This window comes from Citrobacter sp. BIDMC107 (genome assembly GCF_001037575.1).
Lineage (GTDB): Bacteria > Pseudomonadota > Gammaproteobacteria > Enterobacterales > Enterobacteriaceae > Citrobacter > Citrobacter freundii.
This window is the reverse complement of record NZ_KQ089848.1, coordinates 4,217,208-4,234,869: the sequence shown is the minus strand read 5'-3', so window position 1 is coordinate 4,234,869 and position 17,662 is coordinate 4,217,208. Positions and strand designations below refer to the sequence as shown.

Below are 17,662 nucleotides of genomic sequence, written 5' to 3'. Positions count from 1 at the left end.
TTATGGGGGAGTGCGTAAAATACCATACCATGATCAATCATAATCGATAACAATTTTTACACGGCTCAATACCTGCCCGGCTTTAAATATCTTATCTCCATAAGGAGTATATTTATATTTCAGCGGTATAATCGTATTTCTGGCCACGTTTTCTTTTAAATCACCCCATGCGATCAGTTCATAATGATTATTGCTTAAATTAACTACAGATCCATCTTTTATTAACTCAAAGCCAATATTTCCCGCGCTATCACTATTCGTATATTCATTAGGCAAAACATTGCCTACAGCATTATCAGAAACGAATCTGTAATGAACAGATCTTGTGGCATAGGCCACAGTTTGGTCACAATCAATCTTTACTTCAGCATCGGCATCATATGAAAGATTATTCTTCACATCACTATAATTTACAGTATTAACTCTAACTGCAGTATCAGTAAAAGAACAGGTAGTAGGAGTGTAATTAAATTTTACCTTGATTTTTTGTGCTAAATAATGAATGGAGTCAGTACGATCCTCCGTAAAAACAATATAATCACCCAGGAGCGTTGAATTATTTAATTTTATAGCTGTAGTTCCTCCCGGATCTTGATTGATTAATTTATAATCTACCCTGTAGCTTCCTTTCGAATTGATTTCACCACCATTGAAATTAAAATACTCATACTGACTCCATGTCCCCGCAATTCGAGAAAGTGGAAAGACAGGGGAATTTTGCACTATAATCCTCACTGCAACATATATATAACTACTTATATCCTCTGACTCTATCCGATAGTACATGATATGATTATAAAGAGGTATGGCAGTGAGTTCGTAATTATTACTATTTTTATTCGAAAATTGACAGTGAAATTTTCTTGAAGAAGTAAAATTAAAATTTTGAGCAGTAGCTTGCTGAAATAAATTTAACTGTGCTTCATTTAAATTTATTTCTATATCTTCACTTAAAGCCACCCCATCCGAAGTTTTTGTCGCAGTTCCTAAAAAAGCAAAATCTTCATCATAACACATAGAAAAACTTGAAAATGATACAACCATAAGAAATAACAAACATATAAATCTCATACATCCTCCTTATCGGCAAATATAAACTTTACTTTCATCAATCGTTTTACCGAAGGAGATTGAGCATGAAAGTCCCTGTTGTTTATCCACTGAGATCTTAATTTCCGGCGGCACGCTGTCGGTACGAATAAAGAGCTGGCTGCCCTGACCGACCAGGCCAACATTATTCCCTTGGTTATCTTCCACCTCATAACCAAAAGTTAAGGGCGAACCATCCGGGCGCTGGGCGCGAATAAACCAGGGCTGCCGTTGGTCGGTATCGAATTTCACCAGCACCACGGCGCCGCGATAAGGCGCAGCACTGTGTCGGTTACCCAATAGCTCGGTTTTACTGTCGGTATTAGAAACGTTCAGCATCAGGTTATTTTCCCGATAAGGGGTAACAGTATCGTATAACACTACACCGTTATGGTTCGTGGTACGGTATCGTTGTCCGTTAACATATGCCCCTTCCAGTCCCGGAGCCTGAAGAATAGCAAAGGTATCTGAGAGACGATTAGCCAGATTCACCCCGCCAGACCAAGCCAACACACCGCCTGAAATATTGCCGCTGGCTTGCATATATTTATTTGACTGACTATAGCTGCCGCTTAGCGTAGCAAGCGGTGCATTCCACGTTAGGTTTGCACCTGCCATTGTTTCGCTGTCTTGACGCTGGTGACTGAGATTCACCCCATAGTTAAACTGATCGCGACTGCCCGCAGTACCGGAAAGCCCGGTATTATTTGACGCAAAACCATCATCATCAAAGGTCGTTGAGTTAGACATATACAAATGTCTACGTGGAGTGCTTATATCATCTCCCCAATCGAACGGAATGGAGATAAAAACGTTAAAACGCTTATCTTCGTGATGATCCTCGTCGTATGTCTGACTGGCTGAAAAGGTATAGCTAATCCGTTGCCAGCTATTGGAATAACTCAACTGATAATCTTTACTGTTACCGCTACGCCCCCAATAATCGCGCCACAGCGTACTGAACGAGAATGAACCCCAACCTTGCGGCATAGATTGGCTCACGTTGGCCGAAAAGCTGTTCTTACGACCAAAATCGTTCTGGTAATAATCCGCGATGTCGTACACATCATTTTCATCACGATGATAGCTGTCTTTATTATTTGCCCAGACGTGATCGTTAAACGTTCGATAATCTCGTGACGAGTATCGATAGGCAGCAAGGCCAAAACGCGTGGCGGTTTGCGTCAAATATTTATTATAAGCAATTTGATAGCTCTGCCCGTCAAATACATCGCCATTGTCCTGCTTACTGTGTGAACGCGTAGCATCCACGGAGATGGCACCAATTCGGGTATTCCAGCCGGTCCCTAACGTAAACGAATTGTAGTTATCAGCGAGCATCGTACCGCCGTATAACGTCAAAAGGTTATTCCACCCATATTGATAGCTTAGCTGGGTAAAATCGGTTTGATTTCTCGCCCCCTCAATATGGCTACGTCCAGCGACAAAATCATATTTGGATACACCGGGCTGCAGCATATTCGGGACAGAAGAGAACGGTACCAGATAGGTCGTTACTGACCCATCAGCCTCTTTAATACTGACATCAAGATCAGCACCACCGCCCGCCAGTTGTAAATCAGCGATAGAAAACGGACCTGGCGGCACCTCTTTTTGGTAAACCACAAAGCCGTTCTGCTCAATAGTCACTAACGCATTACTCTGTGCAATCCCCTGTACCAATGGCGTAAAGTTTTGCCTGGAGTTCGGCAACATCTGCATATCACGATACAATCTCACCCCGCGAAACCGCACGGAGTCAAAAATATCAGACGATGTGTACATATCCCCGACGCGCAGAGTGCCGAGAATTTGCGAGATCCCACGCTCCAGATAAAAAGTATTACTTTTCCACTCTCCGCTACTGTCTTCAGCTTTAGTGTAGCTGGCATCTGAATGTAACTGCCAGCCCAGCAGATTCAACCCACTGTTAAAACGAGCATAGGTGCTTTTACTGTTACCAGAATTCTTATAGTCGCTGTAGTACTGACTAAGATAATAAGAAGTATAAAGGGCATTAATTCCACGATTCCAGTTTTCTGGGGGAACATAGCCATTTTCCAGTTCATCTACATAGGCCTGGGGGACGCTAAGATTTAATTGAAATTTCCCTATATTCCAACTATAGCTTCCTCCTTGAACCATTTGCTTAAGCGACAAACATGTCCGGGTTTTCTCGATCTCATCGGTATTAATCCCTAAACGCGAAATCGTATCGCGAGGCAGACAAGTTTCATCAGGGGTGTCTTTAACTGTAATCTCATATTTACCACGCCATTGTGTGTTGACATAGATATCAATGTCATACTGTCCTGGCAATGGATGATTATTATCAATACGGAAATCAGAAACCTTCGCGCCTTTCATACCACCAGTCATAAAATTGGTATCGAAGGTTTCTTCTGCTGCATAGGTAGTAATACTCCATAACGAAAATAATATCGCAGAAGCAAGCGGGGTCATCCTTAACATAATCAGCTCCTGTTATTTCAAGCTGACGCTATCACTTATAAAGCTGCCATAATCATTGATAATGGTTAATTTATATTGGTTAGCGTTACTACTTTTAGCCATGACGGGTTCACTAGAAAACGGCGCTACCATCACTGATTTATCATTTATTTTCACACTGCCAATTTTTATCTCAGCCACCGTAACCCAATTAGCATTGTCATTTTTTATGATAAAACCCTTGCCATTGCGCGACAATACTATTTTTTTGAAAGTCTCACTATTAACGGGCGCAATACCTGATGGACGGTAAAATAGTTTAATACGATTCTGCATTGCAAACTTTATAACATTCTTACCAGCATTTGCTGGATTATTAGGCGGAATATCCAGTACATTAAGATAAAACAGACTCTCTTTGTTGTTCGGCAACATATTGGGCATTTTCTTGATTTTGAGCTGTTGCCCTGAATTGCCCGGCACCCTGACCACTGGAGGAGTTAATAAAAAGGGAACCTGGATCTTCTCTGGCGGTAATGAAGTATTACCGTCATCGACCCAAGCCTGAACCAGAGAGGCATTTTGTTCCTGGTTCATTAATTGCAGCGTTATTTCATTTTTTTCCGCGGGATAAATAACTCTTGTGCCATAAATCACTATCCCTGCATGAACTGGTGTAACAACTGATAATGTGATTACCGCACATAGCATCTTCATTTTTCATTCCTTATTTTATGCCGGCAACCGGAGTTGCCGGCATAACATTATTCCTGTATGACCATCAGTTTTACAGTTCCGTTTACCTTACCCTCAGAAACGTTAGTTGCAGTTTTTGCATACCGCGCAGAAAGAAGCAACTCAAATTTATTATCGCCTAATGATTTAAGATCAGAAATAGTAAGCGTTGATTTTCCGTCTTTTTCAATTAATTTATTTTTGTGGTATAATTTAAAACCAACACCGGTAGCACCACCAGATCCCTGAGCCACGGTGTTTTCGATAACATCATTATAATCAAAAGCAGCACCATCAACTTTAATAATTACATCTTTGGTTGGATCGCATACCAAAACCATTGGTGTTGTCGCTTCATTTTCGCCAAATGGAACATCGACGCCAACACCGTAACCTTGAAATGCCGAAGCAGGTACATTTCCTAATTCAATTGCAGAAACGTTATTTCCATTATCGAATCGACAAGCAGTACCTGTTACTTCACCAGTAATGGTTAAAGTTCCTTCTTCCTCTGCAGGAGCAGCAAAAGCCCCGCCACTCAAAAATACCCCAGCCAATACAGCAGCAATAATTGAACGATTCATAGTATCTTCCTTAATCAATATATTTAGATTTATTACATGGTGTTATTCCTGTAACTAGAATCTACACGCTTAAATCGTTACCGCAATGTAAATGGAATGTTTTTTTGATTTAAAACAATTTACTCAATGCAATATAATCGCAACAAATAGATAAGAACCAAGCTTATTTCCACAATTAATAAGTTAACGTAATTTACCATTCATATTTATTTTTAAAATAAATAAAAAAGCCCACACCATTCACAGGAGTGATGTGGGCTATATAAATGAGACTATCCTAGTCGTAGCGATTAAGGATAATTTGACGATTATCGCTGCCCGGAATGGCTACCAGTTCCGTTGTTACTCCCCTCGCCACCGACGTGACAGTTTGTTCGGTACTGGAAACGTGGGTAGTGTTGCCGCAGCGCTGTTGAAGGTGAGCATTTACCACTTCGGTACTGCAGGTCGGCGCGACAACGGTGCCGCTAATAGTTAAGGTAGCGGTATCTGTTCCCAACGCGGGAAGACTTAATCCATAAGCCAGAACTATAATTCCCAGCGACAAAGTTTTTTTCATCTAAATGTCGTTCCTGTATTAAGCCCGATTTAACATGCAGGGTGGTTATTTAGCGTAATGATAGATGTACTACCACGCGAAAACCAATTGAAATACTAAATCAATAGGATAAATCTGATCAATTTAAATGATGAATAACGGGTTTAATTCAGAAAAAACATTTTTTATTAAGGCAGGATAAACAATACTCTATTTTCCCTTCATCTTATACATTCACCACATCAATATATAATTAATGCGGTGAATGATATTTAACGCTATAAATTACACCGCGCGGAAAGCAATCTCGCCCGGAATAACTTCTCCCTGCCAATACAGCTGTGCCGCCACACGCCCTGCAAGGTCGCGGTAAATGGCGGTAAATTCGCTGTCTGGACGGCTGATAACCGTCGGCGTACCGCGATCGAGGTCTTCACGCAGAGAAATATGCAGCGGCATTTGTCCCAGCAGTTGGGTGTGGTACTGCTCGGCCAGTTTCTGCGCGCCACCGGTGCCAAAGATTGGCTCATGATGGCCACAATTGCTGCAAATATGCATACTCATATTCTCAACAATACCCAATACCGGCACTTCGACTTTTTCGAACATCACAATGCCTTTTTTCGCATCGATCAGCGCGATGTCCTGCGGCGTAGTGACAACAACCGCGCCCGTTACCGGAATGTTCTGCGCCAGCGTCAACTGGATGTCACTAGTGCCCGGCGGCATATCCAGTACCAGATAATCAAGATCCGGCCATAAGGTTTCCTGCAACATCTGCAACAGCGCTTTACTGGCCATCGGGCCGCGCCACACCATCGCGTTATCGTCAGTGACCAGATAACCAATGGAGTTCGTTGCCAGACCATGAGACATGATCGGCGCCATGTGGGTACCATCTGGCGAGGTTGGACGCTGGTTTTCCGCGCCAAGCATTGTCGGGATAGACGGACCATAAATATCGGCGTCCAGAATCCCCACCTTCGCCCCTTCTGCAGCCAGCGCCAGCGCCAGGTTCACGGCGGTAGAGGATTTACCCACGCCACCTTTACCTGAACTGACGGCGATGATGTTTTTCACACCATTAATACCTGGCTGGTTTTTCACGCGTTTCAGCGTCGCGATGTTATGCGACAGTTTCCAGTCGATCGCTTTCGCGCCGGTAATACGCAGCAGATCGGCGCTACATTGCTCTTTTAAGTCCTCAAACGCGCTATGCCAAACGAACGGCATGACCAGCTCAACGTGCAACGTGTCATCCATCCAGGCGACGTGGTGCAACGCTTTAAGCGTCGTCAGATTATGCTTCAGGGTTGAATGCTGAAAATTCGCCAGCGTCCCGGCAACCATGGCGCGCAGGGTCTCTGGTGATTTGGCCTGGGATTGTGCGTTCATCCCGACTCCTTTTTGTTGTTCTGAATATACAATAGTCGCCAAGTAGTTTACTCCAACCGCAACAATTATTCATTTACGGATAAATGCCCTTATCGCTTGGCGCAGTAATTACCATTTTGGTACTATCAAAGCCCTTTTCACTACAAAAGAAGTAATTGCCCACTATGACTCAAGTCGCGAAGAAAATTCTGGTAACGTGCGCGCTGCCGTACGCCAACGGCTCAATCCACCTCGGCCATATGCTGGAGCACATCCAGGCTGATGTCTGGGTCCGTTACCAGCGAATGCGCGGCCACCAGGTTAACTTCATCTGCGCGGACGACGCACACGGTACGCCAATCATGCTGAAAGCACAGCAGCTTGGGATCACGCCAGAGCAGATGATCGGTGAAATGAGTCAGGAGCATCAGACTGATTTTGCAGGTTTTGACATCAGCTATGACAACTACCACTCGACGCACAGCGAAGAGAACCGTGAGCTGTCTGAGCTGATTTACACGCGCCTGAAGGAAAACGGTTTTATTAAGAACCGTACAATCTCCCAGCTTTACGATCCGGAAAAAGGCATGTTCCTGCCGGATCGTTTTGTTAAAGGCACCTGCCCGAAATGTAAGTCTCCGGATCAGTACGGCGATAACTGTGAAGTCTGCGGCGCAACCTACAGCCCGACCGAACTTATCGAGCCGAAATCCGTTGTGTCTGGCGCGACGCCGGTGATGCGTGACTCCGAACACTTCTTCTTTGATCTGCCGTCATTCAGCGAAATGCTGCAGGCGTGGACGCGCAGCGGCGCGTTACAGGAGCAGGTCGCCAACAAAATGCAGGAATGGTTCGAATCCGGCCTGCAACAGTGGGATATTTCCCGCGATTCCCCGTACTTCGGTTTTGAAATCCCGAATGCGCCTGGCAAATACTTCTACGTCTGGCTGGACGCGCCAATTGGCTATATGGGTTCATTCAAAAACCTGTGCGATAAGCGCGGTGACACCACCAGCTTTGATGAATACTGGAAGAAAGATTCCGACGCCGAGCTGTATCACTTCATCGGTAAGGATATCGTTTACTTCCACAGCCTGTTCTGGCCTGCCATGCTGGAAGGCAGTAACTTCCGTAAGCCGACCAACCTGTTCGTCCACGGTTATGTGACGGTGAACGGCGCGAAGATGTCTAAATCTCGTGGCACCTTCATTAAGGCAAGCACCTGGCTGAAGCACTTCGATGCCGACAGTCTGCGCTATTACTACACGGCGAAACTATCTTCACGTATTGATGACATCGACCTGAACCTGGAGGACTTTGTCCAGCGCGTTAATGCCGATATCGTCAACAAAGTAGTCAACCTGGCATCCCGTAATGCAGGCTTTATTGCTAAGCGTTTTGACGGCATTCTGGCGACTGAGCTGGCCGACCCGGCGCTGTATAAAACCTTCACCGACGCCGCAGCAGTGATCGGCGAAGCATGGGAAAGCCGTGAATTTGGTAAAGCTATTCGTGAAATCATGGCGCTGGCCGACGTGGCAAACCGCTACGTTGACGAACAAGCACCGTGGGTTGTGGCTAAACAGGAAGGCCGCGATGCCGACCTGCAGGCAATTTGCTCCATGGGCATTAACCTGTTCCGTGTGCTGATGACCTACCTGAAGCCGGTTCTGCCAACGCTTGCTGAACGTGTGGAAGCGTTCCTGAACTGCGAACTGAGCTGGGATGCCATTGAGCAGCCACTGCTCGGTCACAAGGTCAACACCTTTAAAGCGCTGTACAATCGCATCGACATGAAACAAGTTGAAGCGCTGGTGGAAGCGTCGAAAGAAGAAGTGAAAGCCGCTGCCGCACCAGTAACCGGTCCGCTGGCGGATGACCCGATTCAGGAAACCATCACCTTTGACGATTTCGCCAAAGTTGACCTGCGCGTAGCGTTGATTGAAAACGCCGAATTCGTGGAAGGTTCCGACAAACTGCTGCGTCTGACGCTGGATCTCGGTGGTGAGAAACGAAACGTCTTCTCTGGTATTCGTTCTGCGTATCCGGATCCACAAACCCTGATTGGCCGCCAGACCATTATGGTTGCTAACCTGGCTCCTCGTAAGATGCGCTTCGGCATTTCTGAAGGGATGGTAATGGCCGCAGGTCCTGGCGGGAAAGATATCTTCCTGTTAAGCCCGGATGAAGGTGCAAAACCAGGCCAACAGGTGAAGTAAGTCAAGTATCTCAAGCGCTGCAACCGCAGCGCTTTTTTTTTGCTACGTGAGTGCTTCCTCTAATCTTAACCCTTAATCCATTTTCGGACTGCTCAGTTGTTAATATTAGATTTATTCTATACTGCACTGGGATCAAGATAGTCCGGGCTTACCAGATTCGTGGAGGTTATTGTTTAACATCCGATATTCATGAAATGGAGTTTTACATGAAAGCGTTACATAAATTTTTCACTCTCGCCGTGGTATCGGTTGTGTTTTTTTCCCTGGCAGGATGCGGTGATAAAGTAGAGACAAAAACATTTAATGCCAACCTCAACGGTTCGGATATCACTGTCTCTTACACCTATAAAGGTGATAAGGTCCTGAAGCAAATCTCTGAAAGTAAAATCAGCTATGCGTCAGTCGGTGCCAGCAATAAAGAAGAAGCAGCAAAAGTATTCGACGCATTAAGCGCCAAATATCAAAATATTACTGGTATAGAAGAAAAACTCACCTATTCAGATACCTACGCGCAAGAAAATGTCACTATCGATATGGAAAAAGTCGATATAAAAGCGTTGCAGGCCATTTCAGGGATGAAACTATCTGAAAACGCCGATAAAAACATCAGCATGAAGCAAATGCAAACGGTAATGGAATCGGCGGGTTTTAAAGAAGTGAAGTAAAGCTTCGGCGACCCGATTTTGATCGTGATCGCCAGCGCTGCTTTACGCTTTCTTTTTATGCTCTCGCGACGTTAAACCACGCAGGAAATAACGCAGGAACTGATCGCCGCATTCGCGATAATTCTTATGGTCCGGCGCGCGCATCATGGCGGTAATTTCCGGCATCGACACACGGAATTTCTGCTCGGTCATAATTGCCAGAATATCATCGGTTTTCAGTGAAAAAGCGATACGCAGTTTTTTCAGCACCGTATTATTGTTAACACGACGCTCAAGCGCCAGTTCCGGTGCAGAATCATCTTTACCACGCAGATGATAAATCAGACCGTTTAAAAAACCGGAGAGAATGATATCCGGGCAGCGAACAAACCCGTCTTCATCTTCTTTTGTCGTCCAGGTATCGAAATTTGCGGAGATGGATTCCATGTCAGCAAGCGCAAGAATACGCACCATGTCGTTATTGTTCGCTTTCAGGGTGTAGCGCAGGCTACGAAGAATATCGTTACTTAGCATAGAGCCTTCAACTGTCGGTGATGCAATGGCGCGCAGTGTATCAGTTTTACAGTCCAATCGCCTCTTTTAGACTTTTAAGATAACGACGACTCACCGGAACAGTCAGCCCGTTACGCAAAATCAGTTCCGCCTGGCCGTTGTCTTCCAGACGGATCTCCTGCAATTGCGCCATATTTACCAGATATTGTCTATGACAACGCAGCAGAGGAGTACGGCTCTCCAGCGTCCTGAGCGTCAACTCAGTGAAGCCTTCTTTACCATCACTGCTGGTCACATATACGCCACTCATACGGCTGCTGATAAACGCCACGTCATCCATTTGCAACAAATAAATTCGGCTGTGACCGCTGCACGGAATAAACTTCAGCGCCTGCTGATTTTCTGGCAGGAGTGATACATCCTGCTTCGTGCGCTCCTGACGCAAACGGATCAGCGTTTTTTCCAGCCGAGCTTCTTCGATCGGCTTGAGCAGATAATCAAACGCATGTTCTTCAAAGGCTTTCACCGCATACTCATCAAAGGCGGTCAGAAAAACAATGTACGGACGATGCTCGGGATCAAGCATGCCAACCATTTCCAGGCCGCTGATTCGCGGCATCTGAATATCAAGGAACAGAACATCCGGACGCAATTTATGTACCGCGCCAATGGCTTCCACCGCATTCGAACATTCGCCGACAATCTCGATGTCGCTTTGCTCCTGCAACAGGATCCGCAGATTCTCCCGGGCTAACGGTTCGTCATCGACAATTAGCACTTTGATCATGCCAGTTCCTCCAGAGGAAGTCGTAAAGTGATTCGGGTAAAGCGGTCAGGTTCACACGCTACGCTAATGCCAAAATCATCGCCAAACCGCTCGCGCAGTCGTTTATCGACCAGATTCATACCCAGTCCACTGGCTTCTGATGTTGGCTGATACAGCCCGGCATTGTCTTCGATATCCAGCATCAGATATTGCCCTTCTCGACGGGCGGTAATCGATACTTCACCGGTATCTAATAACTGAGAAGTACCGTGTTTGATAGCATTCTCCACGATGGGTTGCAGAGTAAAAGCGGGTAATTGCTGATGCGAAAGTTCTTCTGGCACCGTCAAGGTCACCTGAAGACGCGATTGGAACCGTGCCTTTTCAATTTGCAGATAAGCATTAACGTGTTCAATTTCATCGGCCAGCGTCACAATTTCCGACGGGCGTTTTAAATTTTTACGAAAGAACGTCGACAGATACTGCACCAGTTGGCTGGCCTGCTCGCTATCACGTCGGATCACAGCTTTGATGGTGTTGAGCGCATTAAACAGAAAATGGGGATTGACCTGGGCGTGCAGGAGTTTTATTTCCGACTGCGTGAGCATCGCTTTTTGCCGCTCATACTGTCCGGCCAGAATCTGCGCCGAAAGCAGTTGGGCGATCCCTTCCCCCAGCGTGCGGTTGATTGAGCTAAAGAGACGGTTTTTGGCTTCATACAGTTTGATGGTCCCCATCACCCGCTGGTTTTCACCCCGCAAGGGGATCACCAGCGTCGAACCTAATTTGCATTGCGGATGCAAAGAGCAGCGATAAGGGACTTCATTGCCGTCGGCATAAACCACCTCTCCGGTTTCAATCGCCCGCTGGGTGTACGAGGAAGAGATAGGTTTGCCCGGCAGATGATGGTCGTCACCAATACCGGTAAATGCCAGCAGTTTCTCACGATCGGTAATCGCCACCGCACCGATATCCAGCTCTTCATACAGCACCTGAGCAACCTTCATGCTGTTAACCTCGTTGAACCCCTGGCGCAAAATCCCTTCCGTTGAAGCGGCAACTTTGAGCGCGGTGGCGGAAAAAGCGGAGGTATATTTTTCAAACATCGCCCGTTTATCGAGCAAAATACGCATAAATAAGGCGGCACCGACGGTATTGGTCACCATCATAGGCGCGGCAATATTGCTGACCAGTCGGTAGGCATCATCAAACGGCCTGGCGATCAATAAGATGATCAACATCTGCACCAGTTCAGCAACAAAGGTAATGGCGCCCGCCGTCAGCGGGCTGAATACTTTATCGGTACGACCACGACGGGTGAGCACGCTGTGCACCAGTCCGCCGAGCAACCCTTCCACAATGGTCGAGATCATGCAGCTAAGCGCCGTCATTCCGCCCATTGAATAACGATGTAAACCACCGGTCAGACCGACTAAGCCGCCAACCACAGGGCCGCCAAGCAGCCCGCCCATTACCGCACCAATAGCGCGAGTATTCGCAATGGAGTCATCAATGTGCAGCCCGAAATAGGTGCCCAAAATGCAGAAAATGGAAAAGGTAACGTAGCAAAGCAGTTTGTGCGGCAGCCGGATAGTCACCTGCATCAGCGGAATAAACAAACGCGTTTTGCTCATGAGCCACGCGATAACGAGAAACACGCACATCTGCTGAAGCAGCAGCAACACCAGATTAAACTCGTACATACCCGCCAACCACACATCTCTTAAAAGCGCGTAACATACATGGGCTGCGCGTAACTTTCTTTGAAGTGTTGCAAAAAAAAAGGAATTTGTGAGAACGATCACTCGAAAGCGCGATCATGACTACAAACCCACCCATTTATTGATCAAAAAACAGGCAAAACTACCTGGTTCGCAAAAGAGCGTCTAAAGTAAAACTGGGACCTCGCAAGCATAAGTGAGACGACGATGGCGCTTTACACAATAGGTGAAGTGGCTTTGCTTTGTGATATCAACCCTGTCACTTTACGCGCGTGGCAGAGGCGTTACGGATTACTGAAACCGCAACGGACAGACGGCGGACATCGCCTGTTTAACGACGCGGATATCGATCGGATCCGTGAGATAAAACGCTGGATCAACAACGGTGTCCAGGTCAGCAAGGTTAAAATGTTGCTCAGCAATGAGAGCATTGATGTGCATAACGGTTGGCGTGAACAACAAGAGACGCTGTTGAACTATTTGCAAAGTAATAATCTGCATAGCCTCAGACTGTGGATCAAAGAGCGTGGTCAGGATTATCCCGCACAAACGCTCAACACCCATTTATTCATTCCGTTACGCCGACGTCTGCAATGTCAGCAGCCGATCCTCCAGGCGTTACTGGGGATCCTCGACGGCGTACTGATCAACTACATCGCGATTTGTCTTGCCTCAGCACGCAAGAAACAGGGCAAAGATGCTCTGGTGGTTGGCTGGAACATTCAGGATACGACCCGCTTATGGCTGGAAGGTTGGGTCGCCAGCCAGCAGGGGGGGCGCATTGACGTCCTTGCTCATTCGCTGAACCAACTGCGACCGGAGCTGTTTGAAGGTCGCACCTTGCTTGTCTGGTGCGGCGAGAACCAAACGCCCGCTCAGCAACAACAGCTGAATGAATGGCGCGCGTTAGGTCACGATATTTATCCACTCGGTATTTAATATTCTATTAACAAACGTGTACAATCCTTGGATTCACATAAGGAGTGCATAATGAGCGCAGCTAAAATCGGTGTCATTACCCTCTTCCTGCTGATGGCCATCGGCGGTATCGGCGGTGTCATGCTGGCAGGTTATACCTTTATTTTACGTGCCGGGTAAGATGTCTCGCTAATTTCTCAAAACCGCGGTCAACAATTACCGCTGCCAGCGCGACCAACAGCGCCCCCTGAATCACATAGGCGGTATTGAACCCACTCAGCCCGATAATAATCGGCGTACCCAGCGTGTTCGCTCCAACGGTTGAGGCGATGGTTGCAGTGCCTATATTAATAATCACCGACGTGCGAATCCCGGCCAGAATAACCGGGGCCGCCAGCGGTAACTCTACTTTACGCAGCCGCTGCCCCTGACTCATGCCCATTCCACTGGCGATATCCATCACGCTGGAAGAAATGCCGCCAAGTCCCGCCAGGGTTGCCTGCAAGATCGGTAATACCCCATACAGGATCAGCGCAATAATTGCCGGTTCAGGACCAAACCCCATCACTGGTACGGCGATCGCCAACACTGCAACTGGCGGAAAGGTCTGCCCCACGGCGGCAATCGTTTCCACTATCGGCCTGAATTCCGCGCCCCAGGGCCGGGTTACCGCAATTCCCGCCCCAACGCCAATCAATACGGCGATAAGGCTTGAGATCCCCACCAGTGTAAAATGGCTCAAAGCCAGCGCCGTAAAACTTTCCTGCTGATACACGGGACGTGGCAGCTCAGGAAACAGCGAACTAAACAGGGTCTGACTGTGAGGCAATCCAACCAACAGGATCAGAAACAACGTAACAAGCCACAGCAGTGGATCAGCAAGACGTTTCACGGGTCGGCATCTCCGAAAGCAAATCGCGAAAATGGAGCGTTCCGCAGGGTACCCCCTGCAGCGTCACGACAGGTAAAACGTCGCAACCGCGCGCCACGAACACCGATAACGCATCACGAAGCGTCATCTCATCCACCAGCGGCTCGCCGTCTGAGTGTTCTCCGCGACGAATAAAATCGCCTACCGTACGCAGCGACAACAGCCGTACGCCCAGTTCACTGCGGCCAAAAAAGGTTTGTACGAAATCATTCGCTGGCGCGGTGAGCATCGACAGCGGCGTGCCTTGCTGCACGACCTTTCCTGCATCCATCAGCACCAGATGCTCCGCCAGCCTTAGCGCCTCGTCGATATCATGCGTCACCAGCACAATGGTACGCCCGAGCAGACGGTGAATACGCGTCATCTCCTGCTGCAGCGCACCACGAGTGACCGGGTCCAGCGCGCCAAAAGGCTCATCCATCAATAGCACCTGCGGATCCGCCGCCAACGCACGCGCAACCCCGACCCGCTGCTGCTGTCCGCCGGAAAGCTGATGCGGATAACGGTGGCGCAAACTCGCCTCAAGGCCCAGCAGAGCCATCAGTTCATCTGTTCGGTCATCAATACGTGGGCGCGACCACTTTTGCAGTTGCGGTACGGTGGCGATGTTCTGCGCGACGGTCCAGTGGGGAAACAAGCCAATAGACTGAATCGCGTACCCCATGCGCCGTCGTAGCTCCAGCACCGGCAGGCTACGAATTTCTTCTCCGGCAAAGCGGATCTGCCCGCTGTCGTGTTCAACCAGCCGATTGATCATCTTTAGCGTGGTGGACTTCCCCGAACCTGACGTGCCGATTAGCACCGAAAAGCTGCCCTCCCCTAACTGCAGGTTAAGGTCATCAACGGCTTTTTGCTGACCATAGGTTTTACTGACGTGGCGAAATTCAATCATTATTCGATACCTTTAGCAGCGCGAGACCTAAATCAAACAGCGCATCAATCAACACTGCCAGCACAACGACTGGGATCACGCCCAACAGCACTAAATCGACGGCGCTACTGAGCAATCCCTGAAAGACCAGCGCGCCAAATCCCCCTGCTCCAATCAGCGCAGCAATCACCGCCATTCCCATGGTTTGCACCATCACTACCCGTAAACTGCGTAAGAAGACCGGCAATGCCAGCGGGAACTGCACCGAGACAAATCGCTGGAAAGTGTTCATTCCCATCGCTCGAGCGCTTTCCAGTACATCCCGCGGTACCTGATTCAACCCAGCCACAACGCCACGTACAAGCGGTAACAACGCATACAGCACCAACGCAATAAGCGCAGGCGTCATACCAGTTCCCGCGACGCCGAACTTGCCCAATAAAGGAAAGTGCTTCACCAACCCGGCAAGTGGCGCAATTAACAGGCCAAACAGCGCGACTGAAGGAATGGTTTGGATGATATTCAGTGCCGCAAATACCGGCCCCTGACGGGTGACAGAGAAAGCACACCAGATGCCCAGTGGCACACCAATAAGCAGCGCGGGCACCACGGTAGCAAACAGAATCGTCAAATGTTGCGCCAGCGCGTCGTTGAAGACATCCTGGCGGTTGGCATATTCTTTAAGCAGAGAAAGATCGTTAAACGTGCCGGAGAACAAAAGCACCAGCGGCACAATGAATATTTGAGCATGCAGCGCCCAACGCCACAGTGCCTGAGCGGTGATGCGACGAATAGCGTCACTGGCGGCCAGCAGCATCAGCCCCACGCCCAACCAGAATCCACTGCCCAGACTAGTTCTGGCCAGCGGACTCCCTGTCTTCGCCAGATACGTTGCCGTTGTACCTGCGGTTACCAGCGCGGCGATCACCAACAGTTGGCAAACGATAAGCGCCAATATATTGCCGGGCTTTCCCGGTACAACGCTCAGAAGACATAGCAGCAAACAGGCCACCGCCAATCCCCATGCCATGTCGGAGCTGATATCCCAGAGTTGACGACCTTCGCCGGACACCAGACGATTAGGGGCATAGCTAATGAAAGGCAGCGCTGCCGCCGCGAAAGTAAGAAGCACCAGCAGCAACAGCACCCGATTAACTGAAATATTCGACAAAACACCCACCCGCTGCAAACGCCGTTACTTCACCCATCCTTTTTGCTTCAGGTAATCTGCTGCGACTTTTTTCGCATCCAGCCCCTCCACGGCAATGCTGGCATTCAGTTGTTGCAACGTTTTTTCATCCAGGCTGGCAAAAACCGGCTGTAGCCACTCTCCCATTTGCGGATAGTCTTTCAGCACAGATTCACGTACGACGGGTGCTGGCGCATAAATGGGCTGGACACCTTTTGGGTCGCTTAAAGTTTGCAGACCGAGCGCCGCAACCGGGCCATCGGTGCCATAAGCCATCGCCGCATTGACTCCAGAAGTCTGCTGCGCCGCCGCTTTAATCGTTACCGCGGTATCCCCCCCAGCCAGCGACAACAGCTGATTTTGATTCAGTTTGAAATCATAGGCTTTTTCAAACGCTGGCAGCGCGTCAGCCCGTTCGATGAATTCCGCAGAGGCGGCAAGTTTGAACGTTCCTCCGTCCTTCAGGTAACGGCCTAAATCAGCAAGGGACTCAAGTTTGTTCTTTTGCGCGACATCCTGGCGTACTGCAATAGTCCAGGTGTTGTTGGCGGGTGCAGGGGTTAGCCAGACCAGCTTATTTTGCTCTGCATCCAGCTTTTTCACTTTGTCGAATCCAGCCTGCGCATTTTTCCACGCGGGATCATTTTCATCTTTAAAAAAGAATGCGCCATTACCGGTATATTCCGGATAAATATCCAGCTCACCGGAGGTGATTGCCCCACGCACCACTGGGGTGGTACCAAGCTGTATTTTATTGACGGTTTTCACGCCATGGCTTTCGAGCACCTGCAAAATAATGTTGCCGAGCAGCGCCCCTTCGGTATCTATTTTTGAACCGACCGTGACGGGTGACGCGGCCTGTAAGGGTAGGCTTATCGCAGCTAACAGCGCCAGCGAACCCACCGATACTTTTGAGATTATCATGCTGTACTCCTCATCCTTTTGCGGCCCTTTTCAGAGACTTGAGGAAAAAGCATAGTCGAAAAATCAGGGCTTAACCTGGCAATTGGGCAGTAAGAGAGGGATTCGTTAGCAATAACGTGATGAGAAATAAGAAGCAGACGCGGCGCGTACGTCTAAAGATAAAGGCCGGAAACCCGGCCTTTACTCGCTAATCAA

Annotated in this window: 17 protein-coding genes; 4 read left to right on the top strand and 13 right to left on the bottom strand. The window is 48.3% G+C overall.

Features of this window, described 5'->3' with window-relative positions; translation table 11 throughout:
• Positions 1-33: 33 nt before the first annotated feature.
• The 6 genes from SK39_RS19610 to apbC all read right to left on the bottom strand — a co-directional run bounded on the left by SK39_RS19610 (position 34) and on the right by apbC (position 6,792).
• The gene (locus SK39_RS19610; protein ID WP_048217335.1) at positions 34-1,071 is read right to left on the bottom strand and encodes a hypothetical protein; all 1,038 of its coding nucleotides are present in this window, start codon (positions 1,069-1,071) and stop codon (positions 34-36) included.
• A gap of 9 nt (positions 1,072-1,080) precedes the next feature.
• The gene (locus tag SK39_RS19605; protein WP_048217334.1) at positions 1,081-3,561 is read right to left on the bottom strand and encodes a fimbrial biogenesis outer membrane usher protein; all 2,481 of its coding nucleotides are present in this window, start codon (positions 3,559-3,561) and stop codon (positions 1,081-1,083) included.
• 12 nt (positions 3,562-3,573) lie between these two features.
• On the bottom strand, positions 3,574-4,257 hold the full coding sequence (locus tag SK39_RS19600; RefSeq protein WP_048217333.1) for a fimbria/pilus periplasmic chaperone: 684 nt from the start codon (positions 4,255-4,257) through the stop codon (positions 3,574-3,576).
• A gap of 47 nt (positions 4,258-4,304) precedes the next feature.
• Entirely contained in the window at positions 4,305-4,859 is a 555-nt protein-coding gene (locus tag SK39_RS19595) for a fimbrial protein (RefSeq protein WP_048217332.1), read from the bottom strand.
• A gap of 277 nt (positions 4,860-5,136) precedes the next feature.
• A complete protein-coding gene (locus SK39_RS19590) occupies positions 5,137-5,418 on the bottom strand; it encodes a DUF2574 family protein (RefSeq protein WP_048217331.1) in 282 nt (93 codons plus the stop codon).
• A gap of 264 nt (positions 5,419-5,682) precedes the next feature.
• Entirely contained in the window at positions 5,683-6,792 is a 1,110-nt protein-coding gene (gene apbC / locus SK39_RS19585; RefSeq protein WP_048217330.1) for an iron-sulfur cluster carrier protein ApbC, read from the bottom strand.
• Between the two features lie 164 nt (positions 6,793-6,956).
• On the opposite strand from apbC, the gene metG reads away from it, so the two are divergent.
• Both metG and SK39_RS19575 read left to right on the top strand, forming a co-directional pair.
• Entirely contained in the window at positions 6,957-8,990 is a 2,034-nt protein-coding gene (gene metG / locus SK39_RS19580) for a methionine--tRNA ligase (RefSeq protein ID WP_003844377.1), read from the top strand.
• 206 nt (positions 8,991-9,196) lie between these two features.
• Positions 9,197-9,655 (top strand): YehR family lipoprotein, encoded by a 459-nt coding sequence (locus tag SK39_RS19575; protein WP_003840158.1) that lies wholly within the window; start codon positions 9,197-9,199, stop codon positions 9,653-9,655.
• Between the two features lie 42 nt (positions 9,656-9,697).
• Here SK39_RS19575 and SK39_RS19570 read toward each other — a convergent pair whose 3' ends face one another.
• Genes SK39_RS19570 through SK39_RS19560 form a run of 3 tightly spaced genes read right to left on the bottom strand, consistent with a single transcriptional unit; the run spans position 9,698 to position 12,616 of the window.
• A complete protein-coding gene (locus tag SK39_RS19570) occupies positions 9,698-10,168 on the bottom strand; it encodes a YehS family protein (RefSeq protein ID WP_003027346.1) in 471 nt (156 codons plus the stop codon).
• A gap of 46 nt (positions 10,169-10,214) precedes the next feature.
• Positions 10,215-10,934, bottom strand: a complete 720-nt coding sequence (gene btsR, locus SK39_RS19565; protein ID WP_003840155.1) for a two-component system response regulator BtsR — start codon at positions 10,932-10,934, stop codon at positions 10,215-10,217.
• Entirely contained in the window at positions 10,931-12,616 is a 1,686-nt protein-coding gene (locus SK39_RS19560) for a sensor histidine kinase (protein ID WP_003027348.1), read from the bottom strand. The genes btsR and SK39_RS19560 overlap by 4 nt, the downstream gene beginning before the upstream one ends.
• Before the next feature lie 225 nt (positions 12,617-12,841).
• Between SK39_RS19560 and mlrA the strand changes: the two genes are divergently transcribed.
• Together mlrA and SK39_RS26255 are read left to right on the top strand one after the other, a co-directional pair.
• A complete protein-coding gene (gene mlrA, locus SK39_RS19555; RefSeq protein WP_048217329.1) occupies positions 12,842-13,573 on the top strand; it encodes an HTH-type transcriptional regulator MlrA in 732 nt (243 codons plus the stop codon).
• 51 nt (positions 13,574-13,624) lie between these two features.
• Positions 13,625-13,732, top strand: coding sequence for a protein YohO (locus tag SK39_RS26255; protein ID WP_003027354.1), 108 nt, complete (start codon positions 13,625-13,627; stop codon positions 13,730-13,732).
• Here the strand turns inward: SK39_RS26255 and SK39_RS19550 are convergent.
• From SK39_RS19550 to osmF, 4 genes are read right to left on the bottom strand one after another with little or no spacing between them, the layout of a single operon-like run.
• The gene (locus SK39_RS19550) at positions 13,713-14,444 is read right to left on the bottom strand and encodes an ABC transporter permease (RefSeq protein WP_032936682.1); all 732 of its coding nucleotides are present in this window, start codon (positions 14,442-14,444) and stop codon (positions 13,713-13,715) included. The genes SK39_RS26255 and SK39_RS19550 overlap by 20 nt on opposite strands.
• Positions 14,428-15,375 carry an ABC transporter ATP-binding protein gene (locus SK39_RS19545; RefSeq protein ID WP_032936681.1) on the bottom strand — a complete coding sequence of 316 codons (948 nt, stop codon included), beginning with the start codon at positions 15,373-15,375 and terminating at the stop codon, positions 14,428-14,430. Before SK39_RS19545 ends, SK39_RS19550 begins: the two co-directional genes overlap by 17 nt.
• A complete protein-coding gene (locus SK39_RS19540; protein ID WP_032936680.1) occupies positions 15,368-16,534 on the bottom strand; it encodes an ABC transporter permease in 1,167 nt (388 codons plus the stop codon). Before SK39_RS19540 ends, SK39_RS19545 begins: the two co-directional genes overlap by 8 nt.
• Before the next feature lie 15 nt (positions 16,535-16,549).
• On the bottom strand, positions 16,550-17,467 hold the full coding sequence (gene osmF / locus SK39_RS19535; RefSeq protein WP_003840148.1) for a glycine betaine ABC transporter substrate-binding protein OsmF: 918 nt from the start codon (positions 17,465-17,467) through the stop codon (positions 16,550-16,552).
• Positions 17,468-17,662: the final 195 nt, after the last annotated feature.

Excerpts from the sequence above, each read along its gene's own strand:
- SK39_RS19610 (WP_048217335.1), bottom strand. The coding sequence starts at position 1,071 with ATGAGATTTATATGTTTGTTATTTCTTATGGTTGTATCATTTTCAAGT.
- SK39_RS19605 (WP_048217334.1), bottom strand. The coding sequence starts at position 3,561 with ATGTTAAGGATGACCCCGCTTGCTTCTGCGATATTATTTTCGTTATGG.
- SK39_RS19600 (WP_048217333.1), bottom strand. The coding sequence starts at position 4,257 with ATGAAGATGCTATGTGCGGTAATCACATTATCAGTTGTTACACCAGTT.
- SK39_RS19595 (WP_048217332.1), bottom strand. The coding sequence starts at position 4,859 with ATGAATCGTTCAATTATTGCTGCTGTATTGGCTGGGGTATTTTTGAGT.
- SK39_RS19590 (WP_048217331.1), bottom strand. The coding sequence starts at position 5,418 with ATGAAAAAAACTTTGTCGCTGGGAATTATAGTTCTGGCTTATGGATTA.
- apbC (WP_048217330.1), bottom strand. The coding sequence starts at position 6,792 with ATGAACGCACAATCCCAGGCCAAATCACCAGAGACCCTGCGCGCCATG.
- metG (WP_003844377.1), top strand. The coding sequence starts at position 6,957 with ATGACTCAAGTCGCGAAGAAAATTCTGGTAACGTGCGCGCTGCCGTAC.
- SK39_RS19575 (WP_003840158.1), top strand. The coding sequence starts at position 9,197 with ATGAAAGCGTTACATAAATTTTTCACTCTCGCCGTGGTATCGGTTGTG.
- SK39_RS19570 (WP_003027346.1), bottom strand. The coding sequence starts at position 10,168 with ATGCTAAGTAACGATATTCTTCGTAGCCTGCGCTACACCCTGAAAGCG.
- btsR (WP_003840155.1), bottom strand. The coding sequence starts at position 10,934 with ATGATCAAAGTGCTAATTGTCGATGACGAACCGTTAGCCCGGGAGAAT.
- SK39_RS19560 (WP_003027348.1), bottom strand. The coding sequence starts at position 12,616 with ATGTACGAGTTTAATCTGGTGTTGCTGCTGCTTCAGCAGATGTGCGTG.
- mlrA (WP_048217329.1), top strand. The coding sequence starts at position 12,842 with ATGGCGCTTTACACAATAGGTGAAGTGGCTTTGCTTTGTGATATCAAC.
- SK39_RS26255 (WP_003027354.1), top strand. The coding sequence starts at position 13,625 with ATGAGCGCAGCTAAAATCGGTGTCATTACCCTCTTCCTGCTGATGGCC.
- SK39_RS19545 (WP_032936681.1), bottom strand. The coding sequence starts at position 15,375 with ATGATTGAATTTCGCCACGTCAGTAAAACCTATGGTCAGCAAAAAGCC.
- osmF (WP_003840148.1), bottom strand. The coding sequence starts at position 17,467 with ATGATAATCTCAAAAGTATCGGTGGGTTCGCTGGCGCTGTTAGCTGCG.